Source organism: Kitasatospora sp. NPDC043950, assembly GCF_056435345.1.
On the sequence record NZ_JBWKER010000059.1, the window covers coordinates 1 to 16,823 of the forward strand.

Below are 16,823 nucleotides of genomic sequence, written 5' to 3' on the forward strand. Positions count from 1 at the left end.
GCCTGCGAGACGCAGGCGGTGTCCTGGGGGCTCGGCATCGCGGCGCTGATCATCATCGGCGCGGGGGGGGGGGGGGGGGGGGGGCCACACCCCCCCCCCTCCCCCCCCCCCCTCCCCCCCCCCCCCCCCCCCCCCCCCCCCCCCCCCCCCCCCCGAGATCCTGCTCACCCGCGAGGGCGGCCACCACCGCCGCCGGATCGCGCACGCCGGCGGGGACGCCACCGGCGCCGAGATATCGCGCGCCCTGGTGGAAGCCGTCCGCAACGACCCCGGCGTCGAGCTGATCGAGCACGCCCTCGTCCTCGACCTGCTCACCGACGCCGACGGGCACGCCGCCGGCCTCACCCTGCACGTGATGGGCGAGGGCCAGCGCGACGGCGTCGGCGCCGTCCGGGCCCGCGCGGTGGTCCTCGCCACCGGCGGCATGGGCCAGGTCTTCTCCGCCACCACCAACCCGGCGGTCTCCACCGGTGACGGCGTGGCGCTCGCCCTGCGGGCCGGCGCCGCCGTCACCGACCTGGAGTTCGTCCAGTTCCACCCGACCGTGCTCTGGCTCGGCCCGGAGGCCGAGGGCCAGCAGCCGCTGGTCTCCGAGGCGGTCCGCGGCGAGGGCGCCCACCTGGTGGACGCGCACGGCACCCGCTTCATGCTCGGGCAGCACGAGCTGGCCGAACTGGCCCCGCGCGACATCGTCGCCAAGGCGATCACCCGGCGCATGCAGGAGCAGGGCGCCGAGCACATGTACCTGGACGGGCGGCACTTCGGCGCCGAGATGTGGCAGCAGCGCTTCCCGACCATCTTCGCCTCCTGCCGCGCGCACGGCATCGACCCGGTCACCGAGCCGATCCCGGTCGCCCCGGCCGCGCACTACGCCTCCGGCGGCATCCGCACCGACCGGCACGGCCGCACCAGCGTCCCCGGCCTGTACGCCTGCGGCGAGGTCGCCTGCACCGGGGTGCACGGCGCCAACCGGCTGGCCTCCAACTCGCTGCTGGAGGGCCTGGTCTTCGCCGAGCGGATCGCCGCCGACCTCGCCGACCGCCACCGCCGCGGCGCACTGCCCGAGCGCGCCGTGGACGTCGCCGCCGCCCGCGCCGCACGGCCGGTGCCGCTGCCCGCCCCCGAGTCGCGCGCCGAGATCCAGCGGCTGATGTCGCGCGGCGCGGGCGTGCTGCGCTCGGCCGCCACGATGGCCGGCACCGCCGCCGGGCTGGCCCTGCTCACCGAGCAGGCCCACGCGCACGTCGCCGAGGAGAAGCCCGCCGACCCGCGGGTGGAGACCTGGGAGGCCGCCAACCTGCTGCTGGTCGCCACCGCGCTGGTCGCGGCCGCCGCGCAGCGCGAGGAGACCCGCGGCTGCCACTGGCGCGAGGACTTCCCCGAGCGCGACGACGCCCACTGGCGGCGCCACCTGATCACCACCCTCACCGCCTCCGGCGGCCCCGTCAGCACCCCTGAGGAGCAGTAGAACCATGACCCACTCCCACGAGGAACTCCCCCTGGCCGACGCCCAGGGCGGCTGCGGCGACGGCTGCGCCTGCGGGGACGGCGAGGGCTACGAGACCGGCCTGGACCCGCAGCTGGCCGAGCTCCTGGAGCAGGCCGGACTGGACCCGATCGAGGTCGAGGACATCGCCACCCTGGCACTGGCCGAGGACCTGGCCGGCGGCGAGGACGTCACCTCGGTGGCCACCGTGCCCGCCGAGGCCGTCGCCACCGCCGACTTCACCGCCCGCCAGGCCGGCGTGGTGGCCGGCCTGCGGATCGCCGAGGCGGTCGTCTCGCTGATCTGCGAGGAGGAGTTCGAGGTCGAGCGGCACGTCCAGGACGGCGACCGGGTCGAGGCCGGCCAGGTCCTGCTGTCGGTCCGCTCCCGCACCCGCGACCTGCTCACCGCCGAGCGCAGCGCGCTCAACCTGCTCTGCCACCTGTCCGGCATCGCCACCGCGACCCGCGCCTGGGCCGACGCCCTGGAGGGCACCGGCGCCGTCGTCCGGGACACCCGCAAGACCACCCCGGGCCTGCGCGCGCTGGAGAAGTTCGCGGTGCGCTGCGGCGGCGGCGCCAACCACCGGATGGCCCTGTCCGACGCCGCCCTGGTCAAGGACAACCACGTGGTCGCGGCCGGCGGCGTCGCCGAGGCCTTCCGGGCCGTCAAGGCCGCCTACCCCGACCTGCCGGTCGAGATCGAGGTCGACACCCTGGAGCAGATCCCGCCGGTACTGGCGGCCGGGGCCGACCTGATCCTGCTGGACAACTTCACCGTCCCGCAGCTGAAGGAGGCCGTCGAGCTGGTGGCCGGCCGGGCGAAGCTGGAGGCCTCCGGCGGCCTGACCCTGGCCACCGCGCGCGAGGTCGCCCAGACTGGTGTCGACTACCTGGCGGTGGGCGCGCTCACCCACTCCTCGCCGATCCTGGACATCGGCCTCGACCTGCGCGCCTGACCTCTCGTCCCGACTCGCAGAAAGCGCCCCATGCTCCTCACCATCGACGTCGGCAACACCCAGACCACGCTCGGCCTGTTCGACGGCGAGGACGTGGTGGAACATTGGCGGATCTCGACCGATTCGCGCCGCACGGCCGATGAACTGGCAGTGCTGCTACAGGGGTTGATGGGCAACCACACCGCGGTCCGGGAGGCCACGGTGGAGGGCCTGGCGATCTGCTCGTCCGTTCCCGCCGTGCTCCACGAGCTCCGTGAGGTGACCCGCCGCTACTACGGCGACGTCCCCGCGGTGATCGTGGAGCCCGGCGTGAAGACCGGGGTGCACGTCCTGATGGACAACCCCAAGGAGGTCGGCGCCGACCGGATCGTCAACGCCCTGGCCGCCAACCACCTGTACGGCGGCCCGTGCATCGTGGTCGACTTCGGCACCGCCACCACCTTCGACGCCGTCAACGCCCGCGGCGACTACGTGGGCGGCGCGATCGCCCCCGGCATCGAGATCTCGGTGGAGGCGCTCGGTGTCCGCGGCGCCCAGCTGCGCAAGATCGAGCTGGCCCGGCCCCGCAACGTGATCGGCAAGAACACCGTCGAGGGCATGCAGTCCGGCATCCTGTACGGCTTCGCGGGCCAGGTCGACGGCCTGGTCGACCGGATGGCCAAGGAGCTGTCCAAGGACCCGGACGACGTCCAGGTGATCGCCACCGGCGGCCTGGCCCCCCTGGTCCTCGGCGAGGCCTCCACCATCGACGTCCACGAGCCCTGGCTCACCCTGATCGGCCTGCGCCTGGTCTTCGAGCGCAACCGCCCGGCCTGACCGGCCCCCGGGGCCCACCGTCGGGGCCCCCCGGTCCGTCCGGGGGGCGCCGACGCGCGTCCTCCCCCACTCCCGCGGCCGATTCCGCCGGGCCGAACGTGGGGCGTCGGCGCGACGCTACCGACAAATCGGATATTCCTCACGTAGTGTCAGCCCATGCCTACGCCACACGGATCGCGCGGCGGCATGGCCTTCAGCGCCGACGAAGTCCGCGTGCTGCGCCGCGCCCTCGCCCAAGCCCTGCACCCCGCCGTCCCCGTCCACCTCCAGCTCCCCGACCGTCCGGTGTTCGCCGGCCCGGGCGCCGAGCTGTGGGCGGAGGACGTCCAGGACGCGCTGCGTCTGACCGAGGCGATCGACGAGGCCGTCCAGGAGGGCGGCCGGCTGCGCGCCTTCCTGCTCGCCGACCTCGGGCGCTACCGGGCGGCCCTGCCCGGCAGCGCCCCCGGCTACCTGGAACGCCTGGAGGAAGCCGTGACCGACGGCTACCTGCCCGGCCCGGAGGACCTCACCGCGCTGCGCGGGCTGACCCGCCAGCCGTGCGGCCACGGCGAACGCGCCCGCCGCTCCCGGCTGGCCGGCCGCTGCCACGCGCTGGCCGAGGCCGCCGTCCGCGAGCGGCTCGCCCTCACCACCGGGCAGCCCCGCCACCTCGTCGTCGTACCGAGCCCCGCCGCACCCCCGAGCAGTCTCCCCACCCCTGTTGGAGGACGGATCACGATGAGCAGCACCGACTCCCCCGCCGAGCGGCCCACCGCCCCCCAGAACCCGCCCCGCCCGCACCGGATGCCCACCCCGGCCGAACTCTTCGGGCGCCGCCCCAAGCCCCCCGCCCACCCCGCGCCCCCGGCCGCGCCGGACCCGGACGAGATCGAACTCGCCACCGGCACCGGCTGAGCCGCCCGCACCCGAGGAGGGGGACCGCCGACGCGGCCCCCCTCCTGCGTTATCCCGTGGCGGAGCACGGTGTGTGGCTGGCTACCCTTGTGGGGTGAGCGATCAGAGCCCCATCCCCGCGACCGACGACCTTCCCGAGCAGATGCGCGTCCGGCGCGAGAAGCTGGACCGGCTCCGGGCGGCCGGTGTCGACCCCTACCCGGTCGGCTTCCCCCGCACCAGCACCATCGCGGACCTGCGCGCCAAGCATCCGGACCTGGAACCCGACACCGCGACCGGTGAGCGGGCCGGCGTCACCGGCCGGGTGATCCTCTCCCGCACCGGCGGCAAGCTCTGCTTCGCCACGCTGCGCGACGGCACCGGCGACCTCCAGGTGATGTTCTCCCTGGACAAGCTGGGAGCGGAGCGGCTGGCGGCCTGGAAGACGGACATCGACCTGGGCGACCAGGTCGGCGTCGAGGGCGAGGTGATCACCTCCAAGCGCGGCGAGCTGTCCGTGATGGTGGACCGCTGGGAGCTCACCGCCAAGTGCCTGCGCCCGCTGCCGGACAAGCACAAGGGCCTGACCGACCCGGAGGCCCGGGTCCGCCAGCGGTACGTCGACCTGATCGTCAACCCCGAGGCCCGCGAGATCCTGCACCTGCGCAGCAAGGTGGTCCGCTCGATCCGCCGCACCTACGAGGACCGCGGCTACATCGAGGTCGAGACCCCGATGCTGCAGCCGGTGCACGGCGGCGCCAACGCCCGCCCGTTCAAGACGCACATCAACGCGTACGACATCGACCTCTACATGCGCATCGCCCCCGAGCTGTACCTCAAGCGGCTGGTGGTCGGCGGCGCCGAGAAGGTCTTCGAGATCAACCGCAACTTCCGCAACGAGGGCGCGGACTCCACCCACAACCCGGAGTTCACCTCGCTGGAGTCGTACGAGGCGTACGGCGACTACGACACCCAGGCCGAGCTGATCCGCGAGACGATCGTCAACGCGGCCCGGGACGCGCTGGGCACCACGGTGATCAAGGGCCTGGACGCGCACGACGTGGAGCACGAGATCGACCTGGCCGAGCCGTGGGAGGAGGTCTCCGTCTACCCGGGCATCTCCGCCCGCCTGGGCGTCGAGGTCACCCCGGAGACCGGCGTCGAGGAGCTGCGCAAGCTGGCCTTCGACCACGGCATCCCGTTCGACAAGGACTGGGGCCACGGTCAGATCGTGCTGGAGATGGTCGAGCGCCTGCTGGAGGAGAACGCCGTCCGGCCGACCTTCATCAAGGACTACCCGACCGAGGTCTCCCCGCTGACCCGCCAGCACCGCTCGGTGCCGGGCGTGGCCGAGAAGTGGGACCTGGTGATCTTCGGTACCGAGATCGGCACCGCCTACTCCGAGCTGGTCGACCCGGTCGAGCAGCGCGCCCGCCTGACCGCGCAGTCCCTACTGGCGGCCGGCGGCGACGTCGAGGCGATGCAGATCGACGAGGACTTCCTGCGGGCCCTGGAGTACGCGATGCCGCCGACCGGCGGCCTCGGCCTCGGGGTGGACCGCCTGATCATGCTGCTGACCGGCAAGAACATCCGGGAGACCGTGCTCTTCCCGTTGGTGAAGCCGGAGGCGAAGGCTTCCGCCGCGACGGCGGAGAAGACCGAGGAGGAGTGACTGATGGACTACGTCAGCGCGATCGTGCCGCCGCTGGTCATGGCGATCGGCTTCGGATTCCTGGTGCGGGCCATCATCCGCAGCCAGGGCGGAGCCCAGAAGGCCAAGGAAGACCTCGACTGACCCGCGAGCGAACCCGCGACTGACACCGTCAGCCGCCGAACCACCGGCGCGCCGCCATTCCCGATTCCGGGGGTGGCGGCGCGCCGGTTTGGCGCACTTCACAAGATTTGCCCCATTCACTCCCTATCCTGGCCGCACTATGGTCCGGCAACTCGGTGAACTTGAGAACGCCATCATGACCCGGGTGTGGCAGTGGAACCGGCCGGTGACGGTTCGCGAGGTTCTCCTGGATCTGCAGTCGGAACGCGAAATCGCGTACACCACGGTGATGACCGTCCTGGACAAGCTCCACAGAAAGGGCTGGCTGCGCCGCGAGCGGGTCGGCCGGGCCTATCGATATGAACCGGTCTCGTCCCGCGAGGCGTACACCGCGGCGCTGATGAACGACGCGTGGGCCACCAGTGACAATCCGGCCGCGGCCCTGGTGCACTTCTTCGGCCTGATGTCGCCCGGGCAGCGCGAGGCGCTGCGGGACGCCTTGCGGGTCACCGCTCTGTTCCCGCCGGATCCGCCCCCCGCCGAATCCGCGGAGCCGGGACCGGATACCGGGGAGACCCCGCCGGGCGCGACACGATAACGTCCCGGCCATGGAGGTCACCATCCGCCGTGCGCGGACCACGGACGTGCGGACCGTACGCGGGCTCATCGACGCCTACTCGCGCGACGGCATTCTGCTCGACAAGCCCACAGTCACACTGTTCGAATCCGTCCAGGAGTTCTGGGTCGCCGAACGCGACGACACCGGTGCGGTGGTGGCCTGCGGCGCCCTGCACGTGATGTGGGAGGACCTGGCCGAGGTCCGCACGCTCGCCGTCGATCCGTCCTGCCGGGGCTTCGGGGTCGGACATCTGCTGCTGGAGAAGCTGCTGCAGACCGCGCGCTGGCTCGGCGTCCGTCGGATTTTCTGCTTGACGTTCGAGGTTCCGTTCTTCGCGAAACACGGTTTCGTCGAGATCGGAGAGCTTCAGGAAACCGATGATGGTACGACAGACCCGGCGGCGATCGCTACGGATGTCTATGAAGAACTTCTCCGCTCGTACGATGAAGGTGTCGCGGAGTTCCTTGACCTGGAGCGGGTGAAGCCCAACACACTGGGCAACTCGCGCATGCTGCTGCACCTCTGAGCGGCTCCGCGCCGGTCAAGGGTTTGTGTTTTCCGGAGAAAGGCGCTTTCCTTTCCTTAGGCAATGGGTCGTTTAGCGGAAAGGGAAGCCCGTGGCACAGAGGGTGCAGGTCATTCTTGAAGACGATCTCGACGGTGGTTCGGCGGACGAGACGGTGACGTTCGCGCTCGACGGCGTTGCCTACGAGATCGACCTGAAGAGCGTCAACGCGGACAAGCTGCGCGGTCTGCTGGCGCCGTACGTGGAGAAGGGCCGCAAGCAGAGCGGCCGGCTCGCCGGCCCGCGGCGCCCGGGTCGCGGCACCGCGCCGCGCCCCTCCGGCAGCGCGCCGGACACCGCGAAGATCCGCGCGTGGGCCAAGGAGCAGGGCATGGAGGTCAACGACCGCGGCCGGGTGCCGAGCACCGTCCGCGAGGCCTACGACAAGGCCAACGCGTCCTGACCCCGGCGCCGCCGGAACGCCGGAGCGGATGCGGGGCCCCGGCGGCCGCACACGGCGCCGACGACACACGCGCGGGGCGCGGAGGACTCTCCTCCGCGCCCCGCGGCGCGCACCCCGGGGGCCGCAGGGCCACCGGTACCGGGGGGCGTCCGGGGCGCGGACTCGGGCGGCGGAACAATCACGAGCTGTGCAACGCTGTAAGGGCGAAGCGGTAACGCCGGCACCACCGGGCGGCGTACCTGCCGCACCGGCCGTGCCGAACCGCCGTCGCCGCGACGCGACTTCTCGCCAGGCGAACACCGCCACCGCGGAAACTGCGCGAGAAGCGCCCCGATACCGGGTATGAATGCAGGTGGACGGGTTCTTCGACCCGTCCAGGGGCAGTATGCGTGACCGGCCGGAGACGGCCCGGCTCCGCCCCGGCGGCTCTTGTTCGCCGATGGCGTAGCGGTATCCGGTGCATCCGGGCTACCTGTGGGAACACCGTTTCCCAGCATCAGGTTGGGATTGGTGTCGGCTGGTCGCGCAGCATCTCGCTCCCGTACCGGGGAGTGAATCCGTGGGCCGCGCCGCTGAGCGGGACTAGCATGCGGAAGGACAGGGCGGGGACCGACCCCGAACTGCCCGACCGCTCTGAGGAGCGATAAACGATGTTCGAGAGGTTCACCGACCGCGCGCGGCGGGTTGTCGTCCTGGCTCAGGAAGAAGCCCGGATGCTCAACCACAACTACATCGGCACCGAGCACATCCTCCTGGGTCTGATCCACGAGGGCGAGGGCGTCGCCGCCAAGGCCCTGGAGAGCCTCGGGATTTCCCTTGAGGCCGTGCGCCAGCAGGTCGAGGAGATCATCGGCCAGGGGCAGCAGGCCCCGTCCGGCCACATTCCCTTCACCCCGCGGGCGAAGAAGGTCCTGGAGCTGTCGCTCCGGGAGGCGCTGCAGCTCGGCCACAACTACATCGGCACCGAGCACATCCTGCTCGGTCTGATCCGCGAGGGCGAGGGCGTCGCCGCCCAGGTCCTGGTCAAGCTGGGCGCCGACCTCAACCGGGTGCGCCAGCAGGTCATCCAGCTGCTCTCCGGCTACCAGACCGGCGGCGGCAAGGAGTCGGCCACGGCCGGCGGGCCCGCCGAGGGCACCCCGTCGACCTCGCTGGTCCTGGACCAGTTCGGCCGCAACCTCACCCAGGCCGCCCGCGAGGCCAAGCTCGACCCGGTCATCGGGCGCGAGAAGGAGATCGAGCGGGTCATGCAGGTGCTGTCCCGCCGCACCAAGAACAACCCGGTCCTGATCGGCGAGCCCGGCGTGGGCAAGACCGCCGTGGTCGAGGGCCTGGCGCAGGCGATCGTCAAGGGCGAGGTCCCGGAGACGCTCAAGGACAAGCAGCTCTACACGCTGGACCTGGGCGCCCTGGTGGCCGGCTCGCGCTACCGCGGTGACTTCGAGGAGCGCCTGAAGAAGGTGCTCAAGGAGATCCGCACCCGCGGCGACATCATCCTGTTCATCGACGAGCTGCACACCCTGGTCGGCGCGGGCGCCGCCGAGGGCGCCATCGACGCCGCCAGCATCCTCAAGCCGATGCTGGCCCGCGGCGAGCTGCAGACCATCGGTGCGACCACCCTGGACGAGTACCGCAAGCACCTGGAGAAGGACGCCGCGCTGGAGCGCCGCTTCCAGCCGATCCAGGTCGCCGAGCCGTCGCTGCCGCACACCATCGAGATCCTCAAGGGTCTGCGCGACCGCTACGAGGCCCACCACCGGGTCTCCATCACGGACTCCGCGCTGGTCGCCGCCGCCACCCTGGCCGACCGCTACATCTCGGACCGCTTCCTGCCGGACAAGGCGATCGACCTGATCGACGAGGCCGGCTCCCGAATGCGCATCCGCCGGATGACCGCGCCGCCGGACCTGCGCGAGTTCGACGAGAAGATCGCCGACGTGCGCCGCGAGAAGGAGAGCGCGATCGACGCGCAGGACTTCGAGAAGGCCGCGTCCCTGCGCGACGACGAGAAGCAGCTCCTTCAGGCCAAGGCCAAGCGCGAGAAGGAGTGGAAGGCCGGCGACATGGACGTCGTCGCGGAGGTCAACGAGGAGCTCATCGCCGAGGTCCTGGCCACCGCCACCGGCATCCCGGTCTTCAAGCTGACCGAGGAGGAGACCTCGCGGCTGCTGCGCATGGAGGACGAGCTGCACAAGCGCGTCATCGGCCAGAAGGACGCCATCAAGGCGCTCTCCCAGGCCATCCGGCGCACCCGTGCGGGCCTCAAGGACCCGAAGCGCCCCGGCGGCTCGTTCATCTTCGCCGGCCCGTCCGGCGTCGGTAAGACCGAGCTGTCCAAGACGCTCGCCGAGTTCCTCTTCGGCGACGAGGACGCGCTGATCGCGCTCGACATGTCCGAGTTCTCCGAGAAGCACACCGTCTCCCGGCTCTTCGGTTCGCCCCCCGGGTACGTGGGCTACGAGGAGGGCGGCCAGCTGACCGAGAAGGTCCGCCGCAAGCCGTTCTCCGTCGTCCTCTTCGACGAGGTCGAGAAGGCCCACCCGGACATCTTCAACTCGCTGCTGCAGATCCTGGAGGACGGTCGCCTGACCGACTCCCAGGGCCGCGTGGTCGACTTCAAGAACACCGTCATCATCATGACGACCAACCTCGGCACCCGGGACATCTCCAAGGGCTTCAACCTGGGCTTCGCGGCCACGGGTGACTCCACGACCGGGTACGAGCGGATGAAGGCGAAGGTCGGCGAGGAGCTCAAGCAGCACTTCCGCCCCGAGTTCCTGAACCGCGTCGACGACATCGTGGTGTTCCACCAGCTGTCCGAGGAAGACATCATCCAGATCGTCGACCTGATGATCGAGAAGGTGGACGGCCGCCTCAAGGACAAGGACATGGGCCTGGAGCTCAGCGTCGAGGCCAAGAAGCTGCTGGCCAAGCGCGGCTACGACCCGATCCTGGGCGCCCGGCCGCTGCGCCGCACCATCCAGCGCGAGATCGAGGACCACCTCTCCGAGAAGATCCTCTTCGGCGAGCTGCGGGCCGGCCACATCGTGGTCGTCGGTGTCGAGGGTGAGGGCAAGGAGGCCAAGTTCACCTTCCGCGGTGAGGAGAAGTCGGCCGTCGCGGACACCCCGGCCGCGGTCGCCTCGTCCGGCCCGGACCTGACGAAGTAGCAACATTTAACAGACAACTTCACAGCTACCGAGCCCCCGGCGTCCGCGCCGGGGGCTCGGCGCGTTCCGGCCGGCCGGACCGGGGGCGCCCGTGGGCGAGGGCGGATGGCCTCGCGGCGGGCTGGTGCGGGTGCGTCCGATTTCTCAGTAAGCTTTAACGGACATACGGTTGACATATGGTCAGCTGATCGGAAGTTGCGCAGGATAGCGCCGTGGCCATGTCATGGTCAAGGGCTATCTTTTCTGTCCACGCTTGTATCAAATGACGTCCACCTGTCTTTCATTTTGGTTTGCCGGGCTTTGGCCAAGAGCTGGCCCCGGTCGGGGAGGACGTCACAACTTTGAAGAACATCAGGAGATCCGCTGCGGCTGCCACGGCCGCAGCGGTCATAGTCGCGCTCGGCGCGGGCCTGTTCCCGGCCACCGCCGTCGCCGCGGGCTCGGCTCCCGCACCCAGGGACCCGGCCGACGCCGTCCAGTCCGCCAACATCGAGCACAACCTGCCGGGCCCGCTGACCGAGAAGGTCGAGGCCGAGCAGAAGGCCGCCACCGAGCAGCTGATCGCGGGCACCGCCCAGGTCGAGCAGCACAACGGCAGCAGCAGCATCAAGCTGGGCAAGGACAAGTACGTGGAGCTCGGTCGCGAGCGCACGGACAAGATCTTCACCATCCTCGTCGACTTCGGCGACCAGGTGGACAACACCACCAAGACCGAAGACGGCAAGGTCATGTACGGCGGTGAGCCCGGCCCGAAGCACAACGAGATCGAGAAGCCGGACCGCGCCAACGACAACTCGACCGCCTGGCAGGCCGACTACAACCAGCAGCACTTCCAGGAGCTGTACTTCTCCAAGGACAAGCCCTCGCTGAAGACCTTCTACGAGAAGCAGTCCTCGGGCCGCTACTCGGTCGACGGCGTGGTCTCGGACTGGGTGCGGGTGCCGTGGAACGAGGCCCGGTACGGCTCGGACTACTGCGGCTCCAACGTCTGCGACAGCGCCCAGGACCTGATCCGCGACGCCGTGGACATCTGGTACAAGGACCAGCTGGCCAAGGGGCAGACCAAGGAGCAGCTCAAGGCCACCCTGGCGTCGTACGACCAGTGGGACCGCTACGGCTCCCACAACGACGGGAACTTCAACCAGCCCGACGGGTACATCGACCACTTCCAGATCGTGCACGCCGGTGAGGACAAGTCGGCCGGCGGCGGCAAGCAGGGCAGCAAGGCCCTGTGGGCCCACCGCGCGTACGCCTACGGCAACCTGAACGGCCAGGCGGGCCCGGCCGACAACAAGCTCGGCGGCGTCCAGGTCGGCGACTCCGGCTTCTGGATCGGCGACTACACGATGCAGCCGGAGAACGGCGGCCTCGGCGTCTTCGCCCACGAGTACGGCCACGACCTCGGTCTGCCGGACCTCTACGACACCGCCGGCACCGGCATCGACAACTCGGTCGGCTTCTGGTCGCTGATGTCCTCCGGTTCCTGGCTCGGCGAGGGCAAGGGCGCCATCGGCGACATGCCGAACGACCTCGACGCCTGGAGCAAGCTCAAGCTCGGCTGGCTGAAGTTCGACAAGGCCAAGGCCGGCACCGAGTCGACCCACCACATCGGCCCGGTCGAGTACAACAGCAGCCTCCCGCAGGCCCTGGTCGTCGAGCTGCCGAAGAAGACCATCCCCACCGACATCAACAAGCCCGCTTCGGGCAAGAGCGAGTGGTGGAGCGGCAGCGACGACAACCTGAACGTCACGCTCACCCGTGACATCGACCTGACCGGCAAGACCAAGGCCAGCCTGAACGCCAAGGCCTGGTACGAGCTGGAGGCGAACTTCGACTACGCCTTCGCCGAGGTCTCCACCGACGGCGGCACCAACTGGACCGCCCTGGACGGCACCTGGAACGGCAAGCCGATCACGAAGGACGCCGGCGGCCGCGCGGCCCTCACCGGTCTCACCGCCGCCTGGGGCGACGTGTCCTTCTCGCTGGACGCCTACGCCGGCAAGGCCGTCAAGGTCCGCTTCCACAACACCACCGACGGTGGCCTGCACTACCGCGGCTTCGCCGTCGACGACATCTCGGTGACCGCCGACGGTTCGACGGTCTTCAGCGACGACGTCGAGAACGGTGACAACGGCTGGGTGGCCAAGGGCTTCACCCGCTTCGCCGGCAGCTACACCAAGGACTACGGGCAGTACTACATCGCGGAGAACCGCCAGTACGTCTCCTTCGACCAGACCCTGAAGACCGGCCCGTACAACTTCGGCTGGGGCAACAGCCGGCCGAAGTGGGTCGAGTACTACCCGTACCAGCCCGGTCTGCTGATCTGGTTCTGGGACGAGTCGCAGCCCAACAACAACGTCAGCGCCCACCCGGGCCACGGTCTGATCCTGCCGATCGACTCGCACCCGACCCCGCTCAAGTGGAGCGACGGCGCCCTGCTGCGTCCGCGCATGCAGGGTTACGACTCGACCTTCGGCTCGCGCAAGACCAGCCAGCTGACCCTGCACAAGAACGGCGTCGAGACGGTCGTCCCGAAGGCCAAGGGCGTCGACGAGTTCTCGGACCTGAAGTCGTGGTGGTCCAAGGACAACCCGTACAGCGGCGTGGACGTCCCGAAGACCGGTACCAGCATCGAGGTCGAGAACGAGTCCTCGAACTACCTGGAGACCTGGATTCGGGTCCGCCCGGTCGACAACTGATCGGTCGAGCAGTAGCGATCAGCCTGTGACCAGGCGGTTCTGACCCACCACGTCCGGCCCGTCCCCGCATCGCGCGGGGGCGGGCCGGACGCTTTCCGGTCAGGCCCCGCTGCGGCTCCCACCGGCCCCGGCGCCCCGGGCCGGCAGCCGGTCCAGGAAGGCGGCGGCCGCCTCGGCGACGTCCGCCGCCGTCCAGTCGAGCGCGGACGCCGACACCGTGACCTCGGTCATCGCCAGGCCCGGCAGGTCCCGCTCGCGCCAGCCGCCGAACAGGGCGACCCCGGTCTCCTCGGCCAGCCCCAGCCCGGCCTCGTCCAACTCCCCGGCGGCGTACGGCAGCCAGAACTGGAACTGGTGGGTGTGCGGCGGGGCCGGGTGCACCCGGGCGCCCGGGACCGCCGCGAAGGCCGCGTCCAGCGCCTCGGCGACCACCTTGGCGTGCGTCACGTACCGCTCCAGCAGCGGGAGTCGGGCGTCCAGCCCGGCCAGCGCGGCGAGAGCCACCGGCCACTGCTGGTAGAGCTGGCCGCCGTACCGGTGCCGCCAGGCCCTGGCGGTGCGGACGAAGCCCCGCGAACCGGCCAGCGCGGCGCCGCTGATGCCGCCGAGCGTCTTGTAGAAGGACACGTAGACCGAGTCGGCCAGCGCGACGATCTCCGGCAGCGGGTGCCCGAGGTGGAACACCGACTCCCAGATCCGGGCACCGTCCAGGTGCAGGGCCGCGCCGCACTCCTCCCGGACGACCCCGGCCAGCGCCGCCAGCGCCGCCCAGTCGGGCAGCACGAAGCCGGCCTCACGCAGCGGCAGCTCCAGGCTGAGCGCGGCGTACGGCTCGTCGAAGGAGCGCAGTTCCTCGACGGTGGGCTGGCGCGGGGCCATGGTCGGCCAGACGCTGCGCAGGCCGGTCAGCACGCCGAGCGCGTGCCGCTCGTGCTGGTCGGTGTGGGCCAGCGGGTGGGTCGCGACGGTGCGCAGCCCGGCCGCCTCGGCGTGGATCCGCAGGGCGACCTGCTGGGCCATGGTGCCGGTGGGGAAGAAGGCCGCGTCCTCGGTGCCGAGCAGGTCGGCGACCGTGCGTTCGAGGGTGCGGACCACGCCGTCGCCGTACTGGTCCGGGCGGTGGTCCAGGTCGTGGCCGCCGCCCTCCCCCGCGAGGGCGGCGAGGCGTTCGCGCATGCTCTGCGGCCGGTCGCCGGACAGGATCCGCTCGCAGCCGCGCAGGGCGGCGAAGCGGCGGTCCGGCAGGCTCGGGCGGTCATTGCCGTCGAGGTCTTCGCTCCTGTTGCCATACATGCGTCGATGGTCCCCCAGCGGGCCCGCCAGGTCAGCGGGGCGGACGGCGGAAAGGGGTGCGCGGCCGACCCAAACCCCGGACGGGCATGGCGCTGGTCACACCGGCCGGGCTCCCGTCGGGCGCGGTACGACCGGCGGTAGTAGCCCGGCCGCGGGCGCGGGCGGCCCGCCACAGGCCGGTGGTAGACGATCGGATCTCATGATCATTACTCCGTCAGCTTGAATCTCCGGCGCGACGCTGACTACACGCCGTAGTACGTCACGCCGTTTGGGACTCCGCTCGGTGACCGTTACACCTGAGTGGTCCCCCGCTCAGCACGCGCCCGAACGGGCACTTCGTGCTGCCCTCGTCCACCGTGAGGTACGGCTACCGATGTCCTCTGTCCCGCCCGTGGGGCCGGTCCTGCGCCGGCTCGCCGCCCGAACGGCGGCCCAGGCGGCGGCCTGGCAGCCCCGGCTCGGCCATGCCGCCCGCACCCATGCCGCGCCGCTGCGCGCGCTCGCCGCGCCCCGGCACCCGCTGCCCGGCGGGCACCCGCAGGCCGAACGGGAGCGCGCGGTGGTCGCCGCCGGGGCGGCCGCGGTGCTGCTCGCCGGCGCACTGCTGGTGGCCGCGCCCGGCAGCGCCTCGGCGCAGACCGTCCGGCCCACCACGCCCGGCAGCTCGGCCTTCACCGCGCCGCAGGCCGCCGTGCCCAGCCCGGGGCTGGTCCAGGTGGCCGGGCCGAGCCCGTACCGGCTGCCGAACGACGGCGACTCGGCGCAGGAGTTCGTGGCGGTGGCCGCCAACCTGCTGCCGGTGGAGCCGCCCGTCGCCGACGCGCCGGCCGAGGCCCCCGCGACGGAGCCCGAGGCCGCGCCCGCACCGGAGCCCGCTCCGGCCCCGGCTCCGGCTCCGGAGTGGTCGGCCCCGGTGCCGGACGCGCCGACCAGCAACCCGTACGGGGTGGCCAACTCCGAGTACGCCGCCGGGTACCACACCGGGGTGGACTTCGCGGTCGACCCGGGCACGCCGCTGCTGGCGGTCGGGAACGCGACCGTGGTGTCGGCCGGCTGGGACGGCTCGTACGGCAAGGAGGTCGTGCTGCGGCTGGAGGACGGGCACTACGCGCAGTACGCGCACCTGTCCTCGCTCGGGGTCTCGCCGGGGGAGCAGGTGTCGGCGGGCGAGCAGATCGGGCGGTCCGGGAGCACCGGCAACTCGACCGGGCCCCACCTGCACTTCGAGATCCGCACCAGCAACCGCTACGGCGCGGTGGTGAACCCGATCGCGTACCTCGCGGGGCACGGCGTCACCGCGTTCTGAGCCCGGCCCCAGCCACCGGTCCGCCCGCCCGTCCGCTTAGGAGTGGGCGGGGGCCGGGTGGCCGATCCGGCCGCCGATCTCCAGCGCGACCTCCCGGGCCGCCCCGATCGCCTCCTCCAGGGTGGCCGCCGGCGGCGAGGACTCGCCCCACACGTTGTCGCCGTGGTCGCAGTCCGCGGCGTCCTGCTTGAGCAGGAACATCGCCGAGTGGACGGTGAACAGCGACATCGTGGCGCGCAGCCGCTCCCGGAAGTCGGCGTCCGGCCCGTGCACCAGCTGGATCATCGTGATCATGCGGTCCTTGAACGCCAGCCCGGCCGCGGACTCGCGCAGCGCGGGCTGGTTCTCGTGGAAGAAGCGCAGCAGCGGCGCCCGCTCGGCCATCCCGTCGGCGAAGCGGCGGATCAGCTCGTCGCGCATCTCCGGGCTCCAGGACTGCTGCCGGCCCCACGCGATGGTCTCGTCGATCGGCGCGGCCATCCGCTCCACGATGCCCAGGACGATGTCGTCCTTGGTCTTGAAGTGGTAGTAGAGCGCGGCCTTGGTGACACCGAGGCGGTCGGCGATCTCGCGCAGCGAGGTCTGCTCGTAGCCCTGCTCGGAGAAGAGCTCCAGGGACACCTCGATGATGCGGGACCGCGTGTCGCTGCGGGGGCTGTGCGGAGTGCCCATGGCCTGCCTCATGAGTGCGTCGGTGACTGCTGCGGACCCCGGTGGCGTCCGCCCCGGGCCCATTCTCCCTGCCCAGGCAGCCGGGCGGGAAACTGGCTTGACGACCGGCTAGTAAACAACTTACCGTGCCGACGGTCCACAAACTAGCCGGGCGTCAAGTAAGTGAATCACTGCGCGGCCTCCGCC

The 16,823-nt window shown here is 71.3% G+C and carries 12 protein-coding genes and 1 pseudogene; 11 read left to right on the forward strand and 2 right to left on the reverse strand.

What is annotated here, in order from left to right:
- Positions 1-154: 154 nt before the first annotated feature.
- The 10 genes and pseudogenes from AC07BF_RS31165 to AC07BF_RS31210 all read left to right on the forward strand — a co-directional run.
- Positions 155-1,468: pseudogene (locus tag AC07BF_RS31165) on the forward strand (L-aspartate oxidase); the annotation flags it as partial.
- Positions 1,469-1,472: 4 nt separating this feature from the next.
- Positions 1,473-2,444 (forward strand): carboxylating nicotinate-nucleotide diphosphorylase, encoded by a 972-nt coding sequence (gene nadC / locus AC07BF_RS31170; protein ID WP_063348830.1) that lies wholly within the window; start codon positions 1,473-1,475, stop codon positions 2,442-2,444.
- A gap of 30 nt (positions 2,445-2,474) precedes the next feature.
- Positions 2,475-3,260 carry a type III pantothenate kinase gene (locus AC07BF_RS31175; RefSeq protein ID WP_363589006.1) on the forward strand — a complete coding sequence of 262 codons (786 nt, stop codon included), beginning with the start codon at positions 2,475-2,477 and terminating at the stop codon, positions 3,258-3,260.
- 156 nt (positions 3,261-3,416) lie between these two features.
- Positions 3,417-4,157 (forward strand): hypothetical protein, encoded by a 741-nt coding sequence (locus AC07BF_RS31180; protein WP_363589008.1) that lies wholly within the window; start codon positions 3,417-3,419, stop codon positions 4,155-4,157.
- 94 nt (positions 4,158-4,251) lie between these two features.
- Positions 4,252-5,808 carry a bifunctional lysylphosphatidylglycerol synthetase/lysine--tRNA ligase LysX gene (gene lysX, locus AC07BF_RS31185; RefSeq protein WP_478334227.1) on the forward strand — a complete coding sequence of 519 codons (1,557 nt, stop codon included), beginning with the start codon at positions 4,252-4,254 and terminating at the stop codon, positions 5,806-5,808.
- A 262-nt stretch (positions 5,809-6,070) separates the two neighbouring features.
- On the forward strand, positions 6,071-6,508 hold the full coding sequence (locus AC07BF_RS31190) for a BlaI/MecI/CopY family transcriptional regulator (protein ID WP_363589010.1): 438 nt from the start codon (positions 6,071-6,073) through the stop codon (positions 6,506-6,508).
- A gap of 10 nt (positions 6,509-6,518) precedes the next feature.
- A complete protein-coding gene (locus AC07BF_RS31195) occupies positions 6,519-7,055 on the forward strand; it encodes an amino-acid N-acetyltransferase (protein ID WP_350878402.1) in 537 nt (178 codons plus the stop codon).
- Positions 7,056-7,146: 91 nt separating this feature from the next.
- On the forward strand, positions 7,147-7,497 hold the full coding sequence (locus AC07BF_RS31200) for a histone-like nucleoid-structuring protein Lsr2 (RefSeq protein WP_350878401.1): 351 nt from the start codon (positions 7,147-7,149) through the stop codon (positions 7,495-7,497).
- A gap of 650 nt (positions 7,498-8,147) precedes the next feature.
- On the forward strand, positions 8,148-10,667 hold the full coding sequence (locus AC07BF_RS31205; protein WP_350878400.1) for an ATP-dependent Clp protease ATP-binding subunit: 2,520 nt from the start codon (positions 8,148-8,150) through the stop codon (positions 10,665-10,667).
- 341 nt (positions 10,668-11,008) lie between these two features.
- Positions 11,009-13,366: an immune inhibitor A domain-containing protein gene (locus AC07BF_RS31210; protein ID WP_400809974.1), complete on the forward strand. Its 2,358-nt coding sequence runs from the start codon at positions 11,009-11,011 to the stop codon at positions 13,364-13,366.
- Positions 13,367-13,465: 99 nt separating this feature from the next.
- On the opposite strand, the gene AC07BF_RS31215 is transcribed toward AC07BF_RS31210, so the two are convergent.
- On the reverse strand, positions 13,466-14,659 hold the full coding sequence (locus tag AC07BF_RS31215; RefSeq protein ID WP_478334228.1) for a threonine aldolase family protein: 1,194 nt from the start codon (positions 14,657-14,659) through the stop codon (positions 13,466-13,468).
- Positions 14,660-15,032: 373 nt separating this feature from the next.
- Between AC07BF_RS31215 and AC07BF_RS31220 the strand changes: the two genes are divergently transcribed.
- Complete coding sequence (locus AC07BF_RS31220) at positions 15,033-15,965, forward strand: M23 family metallopeptidase (protein WP_478334229.1); 933 nt, start codon at positions 15,033-15,035, stop codon at positions 15,963-15,965.
- Positions 15,966-16,001: 36 nt separating this feature from the next.
- Here the strand turns inward: AC07BF_RS31220 and AC07BF_RS31225 are convergent, their stop codons facing one another.
- Positions 16,002-16,637, reverse strand: a complete 636-nt coding sequence (locus AC07BF_RS31225) for a TetR/AcrR family transcriptional regulator (protein WP_363589019.1) — start codon at positions 16,635-16,637, stop codon at positions 16,002-16,004.
- Between the last annotated feature and the right edge of the window lie 186 nt (positions 16,638-16,823).